The organism is Streptomyces sp. NPDC023157 (assembly GCF_055560575.1).
The window spans coordinates 543,917-557,597 of record NZ_JBVHIL010000001.1; the positions used below are offsets into that span (position 1 = coordinate 543,917).

Below are 13,681 nucleotides of genomic sequence, written 5' to 3' on the forward strand. Positions count from 1 at the left end.
GGGGCGGTGGTGCCGCTACGCCGGGGCGAACAGAACCTTCTCCCGTCCCGGATCCGCCTGCGTCAGCCTGACCCGCAGGGGGTCGCCGAGCGGCAGCGGCGCCCCGTCGGCCTCGACGCGGCCGATCACGGCCGGGTCCGGCAGGTGCACGGTGCCGACGTCCGGTTCGTGTTCCTGGACGTCGATGACGACCGAGTCGAAGGTCTCCCCGATCCGGTGGCTCATCAGGGCCGCCTCGACGATGTCGACGCTCTCCCGCTCGGCCTTGTTGGCCAGCTTCGTCCCCTTCGCCATGTCCTGCGGCAGGGTGGCGAGCGCGCTCAGCACCCACTCGGGCGGCGCCGTGCCGGCGGACGCGGCGAGGCTCAGTTCACCGGTGTAGCGGTCGATGAGCCGCCGCAGCGGGGCCGTGCAGTGGGTGTACTCGTCGGCGACGGCCGCGTGCACCGACGGGGTGGGGATGTGCCCGCCGGTGAAGGGGGTGTAGTCGGAGCCGCGCAGCAGGCTGGTGGCGTCCTGGAGGAACGCGGCGTGGCGGCCGTTGTTCGGGTCGAGGGAGCGGATGAGCTCCGCGTACGAGACGTGGTGCGGCCATTCGATCCCGAGGGCCTTGGCGGAGAGCCGCAGCCGGGCGACGGCCCCGTCGGGGGCGGGCGGCAGGGTGCGCAGCACGCCGGTGCCCGCCGCGATCATCAGGTCGGCGGCGACCATTCCGGTGAGCAGGGAGATCTGGGCGTTCCAGCCGTCGACGGGCAGCGTGGCGCGGTAGTCGAGCGTGTAGGTGCCGTTGGTCTCGACGACCTCCTGTTCGGGCACGTTGAGGGAGACGCCGCCGCGTTCGATCTCCAGCTGTTCCCGGAGGGGGCCGATGGTCGCGAGGAGGGCGAGCGGCTCCTCCGCGGTGCCCGCGTCGATCTGGGCCTGCGCGCCCGCGTAGTCCATCTTGGCGAGGCTGCGGACACGGGCCCGGCGCACGTCCACGGCGACCTGACGCCCGTCCGCGTCGAGGTCGATGCGCCAGAGCAGGGCGGGGGCGATGTTGCCGGGGAGCAGGCTGGCCGCGTCCTCGGAGAGCACGGGCGGGTGCAGCGGCACCTTGCCGTCGGGGAGGTACAGCGTGGTGGCCCGTCGGTGCGCCTCGGCGTCGAGGGCGCCACCCGGGGTGACGAAGGCGGCGACGTCGGCGATCGCGTAGTGGACGCGGTAACCGCCCTCGGGGCGCCGGGCCAGGTGCATGGCCTGGTCCAGGTCCCGGGAGGTCGGCGGGTCGATGGTGAAGAAGGGGATGCCGGTGGCGTCGTACGCGGGCATCTGCGGCGCCTTGGCCGCGGCTTCCGCCTCGGCGAGGACGGCCGGCGGGAAGGCCTCGGGGATGGCCAGTTCGGTACGGAGGGCGCGCAGGGCGGCCGACAGCGGGGCGTCCGCTGCGGCGGTCACGTGGATGTGTCGGCGGGGCATGGACCGAGCGTAGGACGGGGGGCGGGGGGCGGCACGTCGTCGCGGCGCTCGCCCGATGCCCCCGGCGGCGGGTCGCGGGGGGCCCGGCCCCTTCGCATGTCGTACGTGTGCGGGCACCCCGCCCCCTCGCCACCTCGCACACGGGCGGCACCCCGCCCCCCTCGCCACCTCGTACGCTGGGGCACCGGGGCCGCACCCCCACCCCCGTACGTACGAAGGAGAACCGCCGTGCTCGTCCTGTTGCCGCCCTCCGAAGGCAAGGCCTCCTCGGGGCGGGGGGCGCCGCTCAAGCCGGAGTCGCTGTCGCTGCCGGGGCTCGCGGAGGCGCGGGCCGCGGTCCTCGACGAGTTGGTCGAGCTGTGCGCCGCCGACGAGGAGAAGGCGCGCGAGGTGCTCGGTCTGAGCGAGGGCCTGCGGGGCGAGGTCGCGAAGAACACGGAGCTGCGGACGGCCGGTGCGCGGCCCGCCGGGGAGATCTACACCGGGGTCCTGTACGACGCGCTGGGCCTCGCGACGCTGGACGCGGCGGCCCGGAAGCGGGCGGACAGCTCGCTGCTGGTGTTCTCGGGGCTGTGGGGCGCCGTACGGGTGAGCGACCGGATCCCCTCGTACCGCTGCTCGATGGGAGTGAAGCTGCCGGGCCTCGGCGCGCTCGGGGCGCACTGGCGCGGGGTGATGGCCTCGGTCCTGCCGGAGGCGGCCGGGGACGGCCTGGTCCTGGACCTGCGCTCGTCGGCGTACGCGGCGGCGTGGAAGCCGAAGGGCGACCTGGCGGCGCGTACGGCGACCGTGCGGGTGCTGCACGCGCCGACCCGGAAGGTGGTCAGCCACTTCAACAAGGCGACGAAGGGCCGGATCGTACGGAGCCTCCTGGAGGCGGGCGCGGCGCCGGCCGGCCGGGAGGAGCTGACGGAGGCGCTGCGGGACCTGGGGTACGTGGTGGACGAGGGCGGCAAGGCGGGGATGCTGGACGTGCTGGTGGACGAGATCCACTGATCCCTCCGGGGAGGACCGGCAGGCCCGTTGCAACATACGCAACGCTCGTTGCACACCCCGCTCACCGCCGCCAGGATGGGGCCATGACGAGCGTGCTTGACCTTGCCTCCGCCGCCCCCGTCGTCCCGGTCGTCGTGATCGAGGACGCCGCCGACGCCGTACCGCTGGCCCGTGCCCTGGTGGCCGGCGGTCTGCCCGCGATCGAGGTGACCCTGCGTACCCCGGCGGCCCTCGACGCGATCCGGGCGATCGCGGCGGAGGTCCCGGAGGCGGTCGTCGGCGCGGGCACGGTCGTCTCCCCCGCGAACGTGGCGGACGCGGTCGGCGCGGGGGCGCGCTTCCTGGTGAGCCCCGGCTGGACGGACGCCCTCCTGGCGGCGATGCGCGGGTCGGGCATGGCGTTCCTCCCCGGCGTCTCGACGACCTCGGAGGTCGTGGCCCTGCTCGAACGCGGGGTGACGGACATGAAGTTCTTCCCGGCGGAGGCGGCGGGCGGCGTGCCGTACCTGAAGTCCCTCGCGGGCCCGCTCCCCCAGGCCCGCTTCTGCCCGACCGGCGGCATCTCCCGCAGCTCCGCCCCCGCTTACCTCGCCCTCCCCAACGTGGACTGCGTCGGCGGCACCTGGATGCTCCCGGCGGACGCACTCGCGGCCCGCGACTGGGGGCGCGTCGAAGCGCTCGCGCGGGAGGCGTCGGGGCTGGGCGCCGGCTGACCCGCTAGTCGAACTCCACGGCGCTGTGCTCGCCGATCGGCCGGTAACCGAGCCGCTGGTACAGCGCGTTGCTGGTGGGGTTCGCCAGGTCGGTGAAGAGCAGCACCTGTCCGGCGCCCTCGTCCAGGGCCTTGCGGCTGACGGCGCTGGTGACGGCGCCGCCGTAGCCGCGGGCGCGGTGCGCCGGCGGGGTGTAGACGGGCGAGACCCGGGCCTGGCCGGCGACGAGCCGCGAGACCGAGGCCATCGCTACCGGCTCCCCCGCCACCTCCCACAGATGGAGCCGGGCTCCGGCGACGCGCCCCTCGACGTTCGCGGTGTAGTCGGCGTCCGGGTCCTCGCCGATGTCCCGCGCGAACTCCCGCATCCACGCGACGCCGAGCGGCACGTCCTCCGGGCCCGCCACGCGCGCGCGACCGGGCGGTGCGGGGTGCGGCGGGGTCAGCGCGCCGAGCCGGAAGAGGCGCATCCGGCGTGTGCGTACGGGCCTGCGGCCCAGAGCCGCCACGAAGGCCTCGACGGTGCCCGACTCGCCTCGTACGCCTCGTATGCCGCGCGCGTCTCGTACGCCTCGTACGTCCGCGAACGAGGCCCGGTCGGACAGCCGGGTGGCCAGTGCGTGGGCGGCGGCGTCCGGCATCGTGCCCAGCACCGGCGCCCAGCGGCCGGGGCCGGGGCCGGGCGACGGGACCATGAACGCGCCCGTGACGCGCCCGTCCACGGGGTCGGTCCACCAGCCGCGCGTGCCGGGGACGTCGAGCTGCGTGAGCAGGACGGTGTTACGGGCCGAGGCGGCGGCGAGGTACTCCCCGACGGCCGCCCGGAAGGCCTCGGGGTCCTCTGTGAGGTGCCAGGTCATGGCAGCGATGGTGGTACGGGGCGGGGACCGGGTCGAGCGATTTACCGCGCCCCGCACCCGCCCCGGCGCCCGCTCCCCGTACCGGCTACCTCAGGTGCGAGGTGTCGTTGAGGAGGCGGACCGACGCGTTGCCGTCGGCGTAGTAGGCCACCGCCGAGATCGAGGCCGCCGAGAGCTCCATGCGGAACAGGGACTCGGGCGGGGCGCCGAGGGCGAGCCGTACCAGGGTCTTGATGGGGGTCACGTGGGTGACCATCAGGACCGTGCGGCCCACGTAGGCGGCGGCCAGGCGGTCGCGGGTTGCGGCGACGCGGCGGGCGACGGTCGCGAAGCTCTCGCCGCCGCCGGTCGGGGCGGCCTTCGGGGAGGCTAGCCAGGCGTCGAGGTCGTCCTTGTACCGCTCGCGGACCTCCGCGAAGGTGAGGCCTTCCCAGGCGCCGAAGTCGGTCTCACGCAGCCCGTTCTCGATCCGTACGTCCAGGCCGAGGCGGGTGGCGACGGCCTCGGCGGTCTGGCGGCAGCGGGTGAGCGGGGAGCTGACGATCTCCTGGATCGTGCCGCGCGCGGCGAGCGCGGCGGCCACGGCCTCCGCCTGGCGGCGGCCGGCCGGGGACAGCTCGGGGTCGCCCCCGCCGCTGCCCGAGAAGCGCTTCTCGGGGGTGAGGGCCGTCTCGCCGTGCCGGAGCAGCACGAACGTCGCCGGGGCGCCCATGTCGGGGCCCGACCAGCCCGGGGAAGAGGCGGGCGCGGCCTGCGCGTGGGTCGCGTCCGCGGCCTCCGCCTCGAAGTCACCCGTCGCGGTGTCGCGGGCCGCCGTGGGCGGGACTCGGTCCGCCGGTGAGGGCTCGCGGTCAGGCGTCGCGGTCTCATGGTCCGGCGTCGCTGCGGCCCGATCCGCCGTCGCCGTCTCGCGGTCAGCTCGCGCCGTCCCACGGCCCGCCGTCGCCGTCTCGCCGCCCCCCGGCGCCGTCCCACGGTCCGCCGTCGCGGCAACCCGGTCCGCCGTCGCGGCGGTGCTCAGTGAGGCGCGGGCCTGGGACGCCACAACCTCGTCGGGGGCGAACAGGCCCTCGGCGGCGGGGGCGGCGGACGACCGCCCGGCCGTCGGGGGTTCGGTGGTCGGCTTCCCGCCCGCCAGGGCGGCTCGTGCCCTGGCCGCGCCGGCCGTCGGGTCGCCCGCCGCCTTGCGGGCGGCGGCCAGGTCGGCCGTCAGGTCGAGGGCCGCGGTCGACGCGGCGGGGCTCCACTGCTCGCCCCGGCGTCCCGCGTCCATCGCCTCGTTGGCCAGCCGGTCCGCGTGCTTGTTGCGTTCGCGCGGGATCCACTCGTAGCGGACCCGGCCCGGCGGGAAGACGCGGGCGGCCTCGGCCGCCAGCGGCTTCATGTCGGGGTGCTTGATCTTCCAGCGGCCGGACATCTGCTCGACCACCAGCTTGGAGTCCATGCGGACATGGACGGTGCAGTCCGGGAACAGCTCCCTGGCGGCGGCCAGTCCGGCCACCAGGCCCTTGTACTCGGCGACGTTGTTCGTCGCGACGCCGATGAACTCGGCCCGCTCCGCCAGGGTCTCCCCCGTCACCGGGTCCAGGACCACCGCCCCGTAGCCGGCGGGTCCCGGGTTGCCCCGGGAGCCGCCGTCGGCCTCGACGATCAGCTCCCTCGACGGTGTCATTACAGACCGGACTCCGACGTACGGACCAGGATCCGGCGGCAGTTCTCGCAGCGCAGCACGGCGTCGGCGGCGGCCGCGCGGACCTCGTTGACCTCGGTGATGTTCAGCTCGATGTGGCAGCCCTCGCACTTGCGCTGGTACAGCCGGGCCGCGCCGACGCCGCCCTGCTGCTCGCGCAGCTTCTCGTAGAGCTTCATCAGGTCGGCCGGGACGGAGCCCGCCACGAGCTCGCGCTCCTTGGCGACCGAAGCGCTGTCGGCGTCCAGCTCGGCCTGCGCGCTGTCGCGGCGGGCGGTGGCGTCGTCGGTCTTGCCCTGCACGGCGGCGACCCGCTCGGTCAGCTCGGAGACGCGCTCCTGGGCGGACTCGCGGCGCTCCATGACCTCCAGGACGATCTCCTCGAGGTCGCCCTGGCGCTTGGCGAGCGAGGTGATCTCGCGCTGCAGGCTCTCCAGGTCCTTCGGGGAGGAGACGGCGCCGGAGTCGAGCCGCTGCTGGTCGCGCGCGGCGCGCTGGCGCACCTGGTCGACGTCCTGCTCCGCCTTGGTCTGCTCGCGGGCGCAGTCGCTCTCCTCGGTCTGCGCGGCGACGAGCAGGTCGCGCAGCTGGGTGAGGTCCTTGTTCAGCGACTCGATCTCGGCGTGCTCCGGCAGCGACCGGCGCTTGTGCGCGATCTGCTGGAGGCGCACGTCCAGGGCCTGGACGTCGAGGAGTCGGATCTGGTCGGCGGGCGCGGCGTTCAGTTGGGGGCTCCAGGGGAGGTGGGTTCGGAAGGGGCGCTCGGGGCGCTCCCGGGCAGGGCGGCGGCGGGGTCGACGTGGGCCGACCAGGGATCGGTGACCGTCTTGGAGACGTGGACGCGCAGGTCCCAGCCGTGGCGGTCGGAGATCGCGTCGAGCTGGGCGGCGGCCTGCTCGCACCAGGGCCATTCGGTGGCCCAGTGGGCGGCGTCGACCAGTCCGAGCGGGCCGGAGGAGGAGTGTGCGGCCTGGGTCGCCTCGGAGACGGGGTGGTGGCGCAGGTCCGAGGTGAGGAAGGCGTCCACGCCCGCGGCCCGTACGGCGTCGAAGAGGCTGTCGCCGGAGCCGCCGCTGACGGCGACCCGGTGCAGCACCGTGTCGGGGTCGCCCGCGAAGCGGATGCCCTGTGCGGTGGCGGGCAGCCGCTGGGCGGCGCGGGCGGCGAACTCGGCGAGGGTCTCGGGGTGGTCCAGCTCGCAGATCCGGCCGAGGTTGGTCTCGGGGACGAGCGGTCCGGTGACCCGGAGGCCGAGGGCGCCGGCGAGGGCGTCGGAGACGCCGGGGTCGGCGGTGTCGGCGTTGGTGTGGGCCACGTGGAGGGCGATGTCGTGCTTGATCAGGGTGTGCACGACCCGGCCCTTGAAGTGGGAGGCCGCGACGGTCGTCGTCCCGCGCAGGTAGAGCGGGTGGTGGGTGACGATCAGGTCGGCTCCGAGGGCGATGGCCTCGGCGGCGATCTCCTGTACGGGGTCGACGGCGAAGAGCACGCGGGAGATCTCGGCGTCGGGGTCGCCGCAGACGGTGCCGACGGCGTCCCACTGCTCGGCCCGCTCGGGCGGCCAGAGGGCGTCGAGCTCGGCGATGACTTCAGACAGACGGGGCACGAGGGAAAGGCTACCTGGCTCCCCTTTGCGCCCGGACCGGCGCCGCTCTCGCGGAGGCGGCGGCCGGCCGCGGGGGTTCCTCAGGAGTCAGGGATTCCTCATAGGTCCCTCAAGCCTCAAGGGACGGTTGCCGTCGTCCCCACGGAAGAAACCCCTGGCGCCGATCAGCGCCAGGGGCTCCACCGTCTACGTCCCGTACGTCCCGAGGTCGACGCGCAGGTCGTCGCCTACTTCACGAGGTCGCCGCGCAGGTCGTCGAGGACGCTGTTGGCGGCGGTGACGCCGAGGCCGAGGTACCAGGTCTCGTCCGGGACGTCCTTGGCCTGGCCGGCCTTGACGGCCTTCAGGTTCTTCCAGAGCGGGTTGGCCTGGGCGGTGTCCCGCTTGGTGGCCTTGGGGTCGCCGTAGACGCCGGTGAAGATCCAGTCGCCGTCGGCCTGGTCGATCTTCTCGGGGCTGACCTCGACGGCGAGGTCGTTCACCTGCTGGTTGGCGGGGCGGGGCAGGCCGACGTCCTCCAGGATGGTGCCGATGAAGGAGGCCTTGGCGTAGAGGCGGATCTTGCCGGGGAGGTAGCGGACCATGGAGACGGTCGGCTTGTCGGCGCCGATGTCCGTTCCGAGCTGCTTGGCCTTGGTCTCGTAGGCGTCCAGCTTGGTCCTGGCCTCCGCGCTCTTGTCCAGGGCTGCGGCGTTCAGCAGGTAGTTCTCCTTCCAGGTGAAGCCCGGGCGGATGGAGAACACGGTGGGGGCGATCTTCGACAGCTCGTCGTACTTGTCGGCGGCGCGCAGCTGGCTGCCGAGGATCAGGTCGGGCTGGAGGTTGGCGATCGCCTCCAGGTTGAGGCTGTTGATGGTGCCGATGGACTTCGGGGTCCCGGCGTCCTTCTTCAGGTAGCCGGGGATGCCGTCGTCGCCCTCGGAGGGGGCGTAGCCGACGGGCTTGATGCCGAGGGAGACGACGTTGTCGAGTTCGCCGACGTCGAGGACGATCACGCGCTTGGGCGCGGCGGGGATCTCGGTCTTCCCGAGGGCGTGGGTGAGGGTGCGCGGGAACTGTCCCGGCTTGGCGTCCGTCCCCATGGCGGCGGTCTTGGCGGCCGCGTCGCCGAAGTCCTTGCCGCCGACGGCGACGTCCTTCTTCTTGCCGCCCTCGTCCTTCTTGGCCCCGTCCGAGGAGCCGTCACCGCCTCCGCAGGCCGCGAGGGTGAGCGCGGCGGCGAGGCTGAGGGCGGCGGCAGCGGTGCCGCGGCGGCGGAAGGACATGAGGGATCTCCTGTACGGACACGGGGGCGGGGATGAGGACGGGGATGGGCATGGACGGCTCGCGACCCCAGGGCGGAGCACCGGGTTCCACTTAGGGTCGCCTAACCTTACCTACCCTGCGCCCCACCAGCACAACCCGCCCCCTCCGTTCAGCAGAACCGAACGACGGCCACCCTTTGGGGTGAAGTGAGGTGGCTCGCGTTGTTCGGCAGGAAGTGCGAAAACTAGCTTCGTGGCCGGAGGTGACGAGTCGATGACAGTCTGTGCCATCGAAACGGCGACGGAAGGCGGCCCGATGCGGCCCGCACCCGCCGGCCACGGGGCGTTCACGATCACCACGAACGGCGCCTACGCGGCCCGGCTCGCGGGATCCGGGGACGCGTTGTACGTCGAGCGGTGGACGCTCGACGGCCCGGAGCCGTACGCCGTACCGCTGCCGCTCGCCCAGCCCGAGGAGCCCGGCACGCCGCTGTTGCCGCTGGCCGACGGGCGGGTGCTGGTCGCGCGGCGCGTGGACGGGCGCCGGCACACGTTCTCGCTGCTGTACCCCACCGGCCCCGAGACGGGCGAGCTGATGCTCGGCGCCGTGGAGGCGCCCGGCACGGGCGAGCTGGTGCTGCTCCCGCCGTCGCCCGACGGCATCTGCGCGTACGCCCTGTGCGTCGGCCCGGACACGACCACCCTGTGGCTGGTGGCGGGCGGCGCCTTCGGGCCCGAGCCGGTCGCCGAGGTGAAGGGGCGCTGCTCGGGCGGCGTGTGGCTGGACCGTACGGGCCGGATGCTCGCCCTCGACCGGCGCCTCGGCGACGGCCCGGTGAAGGCGGTCGCGGTCGACCTGGAGCGCGGCGGCGAGGTGACCCCGCTGCTCCAGATCACCGAGGAGAGCAACGACCGGCTGCTGCTCGCGGACCCCGACAGCGGGCTGCTGCTGATCCGTTCGGACGCGCCCTCGCCGGGGCACGACCGGCTGGGCTGGGGGGTCCTGGGGAGCCTGCTGCCGGTGCGGTTCCCCGAGTGCCTGCGCCTCGACGACGCGGCGGTGACGCCGTTCGCGGTGCAGCCGGGTCAGGCGCTGCTGCCGGAGGGCTGCGGGGTGGCGCTGCGGATCGACGCGGCGGCGGGCAGCTGGGTGGGCATGTGGCGGCCGTCCTCGCGCCGGATGCACCAACTGGGCGTCCCCGCGGGCTGGCTGGCCGGGGCGGGCCTGTGGACGCCCGAGGGCGTGCTGCGACTCCCGTACGTGACGGCCGGCACGCCCTGCGGACTCGCCGCCCTGGAGGAGCCGGACGAGCCCCCCGTACCGGAGCCGGGGCCGGCGACGGCGACGGGGGCGGGGGCGGGGGCGGGGACCGGCGCCTTCAAGATCTGCCGCCCGGTGCCGTTGCAGCAGGCTCCGCTGACGGACCGCGGGCCCGCTCGTTAGACTCACGGGCCGCACAGCAAGAGCGAGATCAACGGGGTGAGTTCCACCATGAACAACACGGACGCGCAGGAGTCGAACGGCTCGGGCAGGCACCGAGGCGAATCGGCACCGACGGAGGATTCGGCATCCTCGCCGCACGGCCGCCACCGCCGCGAGCCGGACGCGCAGTAGCAGGACCAGCAGGCGCCCGGCGCGCGAGCGCACGGACGGCCCCCGGGGATCCCTCCCCGGGGGCCGTCCGCGTTCCCCGACCACGCCCCCCGCGCGGTCAGCCCTCGCTCAGCCCGTTCTTCAGGCAGGCCTCAGCCCTTCCCCAGCCCCTCCTTCAGGCAGCCTCAGCCCCTTCTTCAGGCCGCCTCAGCCCTTCTTCAGCCCCAGCACCTCCGCCGCCGCGAAGGTCTCCCCCGCCGGGCGCGCCGCGTAGTGCGGGGTGAGGAGCCCGTCGAGCTCCTCGTAGGTGAAGGCGTCCTTCGCCGTGTCGAACTTCGCGGCCACCTTCGGGCGGTCCACGATCGCCACCATCCCGCCGTGGACGACGAGCAGCTGCCCGTTGACCCCGGCCGCGGCCGGGGAGGCGAGGTAGCCGACGAGCGGCGCCACGTGCTCCGGCGACAGCGGGTCGAGCTGGTCCTCGGCGGTCGGCTCGGCGAACCCGGCGAAGACGTCCTCCGTCATCCGGGTGCGGGCCCGGGGGCAGATCGCGTTCGCCGTGACGCCGTACTTGGCGAGGGCGAGCGCGGTGGAGGTCGTCAGGCCGACGATCCCGCCCTTGGCCGCCGCGTAGTTGGGCTGTCCGGCCGAACCGGCGAGGAAGGCCTCGGACGAGGTGTTGACGATCCGCCCGTAGACGCCGCTCTCGCCCGCCTTCGCCCGGCCCCGCCAGTGCACGGCCGCGTGGTGGGTGGTGTTGAAGTGGCCCTTGAGGTGGACCCGGATCACCGAGTCCCACTCCTCCTCGCTCATCGAGAAGACCATCCGGTCGCGCAGGATGCCCGCGTTGTTGACCAGGATGTCCAGCTTCCCGAACTCGCTCACGGCCAGGGCGACCAGGCCGCGCGCGGTCTCGAAGTCGGCGATGTCGCCGAGGTGGGCGACGGCCCGGCCGCCCGCCGCGCGGATCTCGGCGGCGACCTCCTCGGCGGGGGTCGCCGACGCGTCGCCGGAACCGTCCCGCCCGGGCTGGCCGAAGTCGTTGACGACGACGGCCGCGCCGAGCCGGGCCAGTTCGAGCGCCTCGGCCCGGCCGAGCCCGCGGCCGGCGCCGGTGACGATCGCGCTCAGTCCCTCAAGAGGGAGTGACATGGGGCAGGTCCTCTCAGGTGTGCTCGGTGTGCTCGGTGTGCTCAGGTCGGGGTACCGGTCAGATCTCGATGCACGTACGCAGCGCGACCCCGGTCCGCATCTGCTCCAGCGCCTCGTTGATCCCGGCCAGTGGCACCCGGTGCGTGATCAGGGACTCCAGGTCGATGCGGCCGGCCCGCCAGAGCGCGATGGCCCGTTCGTACGAGCGGAGCACGTCCCCGCCCCCGTACATGGAGGGGAGGATCCGCTTCTCGTCGAAGAACAGCTCGAACATGTTGAGCTGGAGGTGGTCGTCGAGGGCGCCCGCGCCGACGACGCAGAGGGTGCCGCCGCGGCGGGTGGTCTCGTACGCGGTGCGCGCGGTGGCGGACTTGCCGACGACCTCGAAGACGTAGTCGAAGCCCTCGCCGCCGGTGAGCCGCTGCTTGGCGTCGGCGAGGGCGTCGGGGGCGACGGCCTCGGTGGCGCCGAAGCGGAGGGCGGCCTCGCGCCGGGACTCGACGGGGTCGACGGCGACGATCGCGGCCGCGCCCTGCAGCTTGGCTCCCTGGATCGCGGAGATGCCGACGCCGCCGCAGCCGATCACGGCGACCGACGAACCGGCCTCCACCTTCGCCGTGTTGATGGCGGCGCCGAGCCCGGTGGTGACGCCGCAGCCGATGAGCGCGGCGATGTCGAAGGGCACGTCGTCGGGGATCGGGACGGCGCAGCCCGCGTCGACGACGACCTCCTCGGCGAAGGTGCCGGTGCCGGCGAAGCCGAAGACGTCACCGCCGGGGCGCTTGAAGTTGGGGGTCCCGGCGTTCATGAAGCCGGCCAGGCAGAGCTGGGTCTGGCCGCGCTTGCAGGCGGGACAGCTGCCGCAGGCGGGCAGCCAGCAGAGCAGCACCCGCTGCCCCTCGCTCAGCCCGGTGACCCCGTCGCCGATGTCGAGGATCTCGCCGGCGCCCTCGTGCCCGGGGATGAAGGGCGCGGGCTGCGGGAGGACGCCGCTCATGGCGGAGACGTCGGAGTGGCACAGGCCGGTGGCCCGCACCCGGATCTTCACCCGGCCGGGGCCGAAGCCCACCGCCTCGACGTCGTCGAGGACTTCGAGTTTGTCCTGGCCGATCTCGTGCAGTACGGCTGCGCGCATGGTGCGGCTCCCCTCGGGGCTGGTTCAGGAGTGGTCGGTCAGGCGTGGCCCGTCAAGAGTGGTCCGCCGGGAACGGTCCGTCAGGAGTGGTCCACGACGGTGTCGGCGAGTACGGGCGCGTCGTCCCGCTCGACGGCGTTGACCGTGATCTGGATCCGGTCGCCCTCCAGGCGCCACATCCGGATCCGCAGGGTCTCGCCCGGGAAGACGATCCCGGCGAAGCGGGTGCGGTAGGCGCGGACCCGGGTGACGTCGCCGTCGAGGAGGGTGTCGACGGCCGCCTTGAGGGTCATGCCGTACGAGCAGAGGCCGTGCAGGATCGGCCGGTCGAAGCCCGCCAGCTTGGCGAACTCGGGGTCCGCGTGGAGCGGGTTCCAGTCGCCGGAGAGGCGGTAGAGCAGGGCCTGCTCCTCGCGGATGGGCCGCTCGACGGTGGCGTCGGGCTCGCGGGCGGGGAGTTCGAGGCGCTCGGAGGGTCCGCGGTCGCCGCCCCAGCCGCCTTCTCCGCGGACGAAGATCTGGGCGTCGCTGGTCCACAGCGGGCCGTCCGCGTCGGCGGCCTCCGAGCGGAGCACCAGGACGGCGGCCTTGCCCTTGTCGTACACGGCGGCGACGCGGGAGGTGGAGACGGCCCGGCCTGAGACGGGCAGCGGGCGGTGCAGGGTGATCGACTGGCCGCCGTGCAGGACGGCGGCCAGGTCGATGTCGATGCCCGGGGCGGAGAGTCCGCCGACGACCCCCATGCCGGCACCGGCGACGGTCGCGAAGCTGGGCAGCACGTGCAGCCGGGATTCGAGGGTGTAGCGCAGCTCGTCGGGGTCGGTCGCGGGGACGCCCGCGCCGAGGCCGAGGTGGTAGAGCTGGATGTCCTTGTGGTCCCAGCCGATCTCCGCGCTGCGGGGCTCGGCGGCGACGGCCTTGGCGGCGTCAATGGGCATCGGCTTGCTGCTCCTTGGGGATCCTTGGAGTGGAAGACCTCGGTGCGGTCGTCCGCACCGTCGACCGCACCGAGGCCGTGCGGGAACCGGGCCGGAAGGCAAGCCCCAGAAGCTAGAACCTGTTCCAGTTCGGTGACCCCCATGTATAGCGGAGGGGTGTTCCGTTGGGAACCCTCCTGACGGCATGTCAGATCCGGTCCGCCCGCAAGGCCCGCAAGGCCCTCAGGGATGCCGGGCACCCGGGACATTTGTCACGGCCAGGTCCGTACACGCGCTCCTGCCGCCCCCCGCCCTCC

At 73.9% G+C, this 13,681-nt stretch carries 12 protein-coding genes; 3 read left to right on the forward strand and 9 right to left on the reverse strand.

The features are described from left to right. Positions 1-15: 15 nt before the first annotated feature. On the reverse strand, positions 16-1,458 hold the full coding sequence (locus ACZ3ZE_RS02540) for an RNB domain-containing ribonuclease (protein ID WP_361163708.1): 1,443 nt from the start codon (positions 1,456-1,458) through the stop codon (positions 16-18). A 228-nt stretch (positions 1,459-1,686) separates the two neighbouring features. On the opposite strand from ACZ3ZE_RS02540, the gene yaaA reads away from it, so the two are divergent. Further along, positions 1,687-2,454: a peroxide stress protein YaaA gene (yaaA, locus tag ACZ3ZE_RS02545; protein WP_467257069.1), complete on the forward strand. Its 768-nt coding sequence runs from the start codon at positions 1,687-1,689 to the stop codon at positions 2,452-2,454. 83 nt (positions 2,455-2,537) lie between these two features. Then, complete coding sequence (gene eda, locus ACZ3ZE_RS02550) at positions 2,538-3,167, forward strand: bifunctional 4-hydroxy-2-oxoglutarate aldolase/2-dehydro-3-deoxy-phosphogluconate aldolase (protein ID WP_467257071.1); 630 nt, start codon at positions 2,538-2,540, stop codon at positions 3,165-3,167. Positions 3,168-3,171: 4 nt separating this feature from the next. On the opposite strand, the gene ACZ3ZE_RS02555 is transcribed toward eda, so the two are convergent. The 5 genes from ACZ3ZE_RS02555 to ACZ3ZE_RS02575 all read right to left on the reverse strand — a co-directional run bounded on the left by ACZ3ZE_RS02555 (position 3,172) and on the right by ACZ3ZE_RS02575 (position 8,587). Next, positions 3,172-4,026 carry a GNAT family N-acetyltransferase gene (locus ACZ3ZE_RS02555; RefSeq protein WP_467257073.1) on the reverse strand — a complete coding sequence of 285 codons (855 nt, stop codon included), beginning with the start codon at positions 4,024-4,026 and terminating at the stop codon, positions 3,172-3,174. Between the two features lie 85 nt (positions 4,027-4,111). Then, positions 4,112-5,698: a bifunctional RNase H/acid phosphatase gene (locus tag ACZ3ZE_RS02560; RefSeq protein WP_467257075.1), complete on the reverse strand. Its 1,587-nt coding sequence runs from the start codon at positions 5,696-5,698 to the stop codon at positions 4,112-4,114. Further along, entirely contained in the window at positions 5,698-6,441 is a 744-nt protein-coding gene (locus ACZ3ZE_RS02565) for a zinc ribbon domain-containing protein (RefSeq protein ID WP_361164706.1), read from the reverse strand. The genes ACZ3ZE_RS02560 and ACZ3ZE_RS02565 overlap by 1 nt, the downstream gene beginning before the upstream one ends. Then, positions 6,438-7,322, reverse strand: a complete 885-nt coding sequence (locus ACZ3ZE_RS02570; RefSeq protein WP_361163698.1) for a Nif3-like dinuclear metal center hexameric protein — start codon at positions 7,320-7,322, stop codon at positions 6,438-6,440. Before ACZ3ZE_RS02570 ends, ACZ3ZE_RS02565 begins: the two co-directional genes overlap by 4 nt. A gap of 227 nt (positions 7,323-7,549) precedes the next feature. Beyond that, positions 7,550-8,587, reverse strand: a complete 1,038-nt coding sequence (locus tag ACZ3ZE_RS02575) for an ABC transporter substrate-binding protein (protein ID WP_361163696.1) — start codon at positions 8,585-8,587, stop codon at positions 7,550-7,552. A gap of 253 nt (positions 8,588-8,840) precedes the next feature. Between ACZ3ZE_RS02575 and ACZ3ZE_RS02580 the strand changes: the two genes are divergently transcribed. Further along, complete coding sequence (locus ACZ3ZE_RS02580; protein WP_467257077.1) at positions 8,841-10,010, forward strand: hypothetical protein; 1,170 nt, start codon at positions 8,841-8,843, stop codon at positions 10,008-10,010. A 357-nt stretch (positions 10,011-10,367) separates the two neighbouring features. Here the strand turns inward: ACZ3ZE_RS02580 and ACZ3ZE_RS02585 are convergent, their stop codons facing one another. From ACZ3ZE_RS02585 to ACZ3ZE_RS02595, 3 genes are all read right to left on the reverse strand, one after another. Continuing rightward, complete coding sequence (locus ACZ3ZE_RS02585; RefSeq protein WP_361163692.1) at positions 10,368-11,312, reverse strand: 3-oxoacyl-ACP reductase; 945 nt, start codon at positions 11,310-11,312, stop codon at positions 10,368-10,370. Between the two features lie 58 nt (positions 11,313-11,370). Further along, entirely contained in the window at positions 11,371-12,447 is a 1,077-nt protein-coding gene (locus ACZ3ZE_RS02590; RefSeq protein WP_361163690.1) for a Zn-dependent alcohol dehydrogenase, read from the reverse strand. 80 nt (positions 12,448-12,527) lie between these two features. Then, positions 12,528-13,385: a MaoC/PaaZ C-terminal domain-containing protein gene (locus tag ACZ3ZE_RS02595; RefSeq protein WP_361163688.1), complete on the reverse strand. Its 858-nt coding sequence runs from the start codon at positions 13,383-13,385 to the stop codon at positions 12,528-12,530. Between the last annotated feature and the right edge of the window lie 296 nt (positions 13,386-13,681).

Coding starts and splice junctions, on each gene's coding strand:
- ACZ3ZE_RS02585 (WP_361163692.1), bottom strand. CDS start 11,312: ATGTCACTCCCTCTTGAGGGACTGAGCGCGATCGTCACCGGCGCCGGC.
- ACZ3ZE_RS02560 (WP_467257075.1), bottom strand. CDS start 5,698: ATGACACCGTCGAGGGAGCTGATCGTCGAGGCCGACGGCGGCTCCCGG.
- ACZ3ZE_RS02575 (WP_361163696.1), bottom strand. CDS start 8,587: ATGTCCTTCCGCCGCCGCGGCACCGCTGCCGCCGCCCTCAGCCTCGCC.
- ACZ3ZE_RS02580 (WP_467257077.1), top strand. CDS start 8,841: ATGACAGTCTGTGCCATCGAAACGGCGACGGAAGGCGGCCCGATGCGG.
- ACZ3ZE_RS02590 (WP_361163690.1), bottom strand. CDS start 12,447: ATGCGCGCAGCCGTACTGCACGAGATCGGCCAGGACAAACTCGAAGTC.
- eda (WP_467257071.1), top strand. CDS start 2,538: ATGACGAGCGTGCTTGACCTTGCCTCCGCCGCCCCCGTCGTCCCGGTC.
- ACZ3ZE_RS02540 (WP_361163708.1), bottom strand. CDS start 1,458: ATGCCCCGCCGACACATCCACGTGACCGCCGCAGCGGACGCCCCGCTG.
- ACZ3ZE_RS02595 (WP_361163688.1), bottom strand. CDS start 13,385: ATGCCCATTGACGCCGCCAAGGCCGTCGCCGCCGAGCCCCGCAGCGCG.
- ACZ3ZE_RS02555 (WP_467257073.1), bottom strand. CDS start 4,026: ATGACCTGGCACCTCACAGAGGACCCCGAGGCCTTCCGGGCGGCCGTC.